Source organism: Vibrio sp. 1249-1 (assembly GCF_033340495.1).
The window spans coordinates 1-587 of sequence record NZ_JAWOWJ010000854.1 but is presented as its reverse complement, the minus strand read 5'-3'; the positions used below and the strand labels follow the sequence as shown (position 1 = coordinate 587).

Sequence of the window (587 nt, the reverse complement as noted above, 5' to 3'; positions counted from 1 at the left end):
GGTTGCAACCAATAACCAGTCCGCATGGTTTTCCTTGAGCCATTTACGCCTATCTGCGAGTTTTTGTTTGGTTTCTACACCAGAAAACGCAACTGGATGGTCAAAAATTTCTGCGCTCGGTCTGCTCGGGCGGTCAGTCCAGATTGGCGTTATCAGATCGAGGTCGAGAACAATCTCGATGTTCTTTGGCTCAAGCGCTTGTTTAAGTTCTTGGTAAAATGCGTAGCTGATCGAGTGTCCATCCACGGCAATCGCGCTGTTTTCGTCGAGCGTACTCGCAAGCCATTTAGGAATGGTGGGGGTTTCCGGCTGACGCGCTTTGAAAAGGTCTAACCCTGTTCCATGCAATTGTTCTTCTGCTTGAATGTAGTAGCGACCATCTGTCCACAATCCACCGCCTTGTTGAGTTATGACGACATTACCAGCCGAGCCAGTAAAGCCAGAAATCCACGTGCGTCCAGCCCAATGGTCAGCGGAATACTCACTATTGTGGGGATCATTGTTTGTGACGATGTAGGCCGAAACCTTGTAGTTTGCCATTGCGTCGCGTAGCGATGAAAGGCGTTGGTTAACCGAGTTTGTTGTAT

At 49.1% G+C, this 587-nt stretch carries 1 protein-coding gene; it reads right to left on the bottom strand.

Annotation, left to right across the window (positions count from 1 at the left end):
* Positions 1 to 587 (bottom strand): aminopeptidase P family N-terminal domain-containing protein (locus R7Z50_RS29295; RefSeq protein ID WP_318149990.1); only part of this gene is annotated, 587 nt, incomplete at both ends.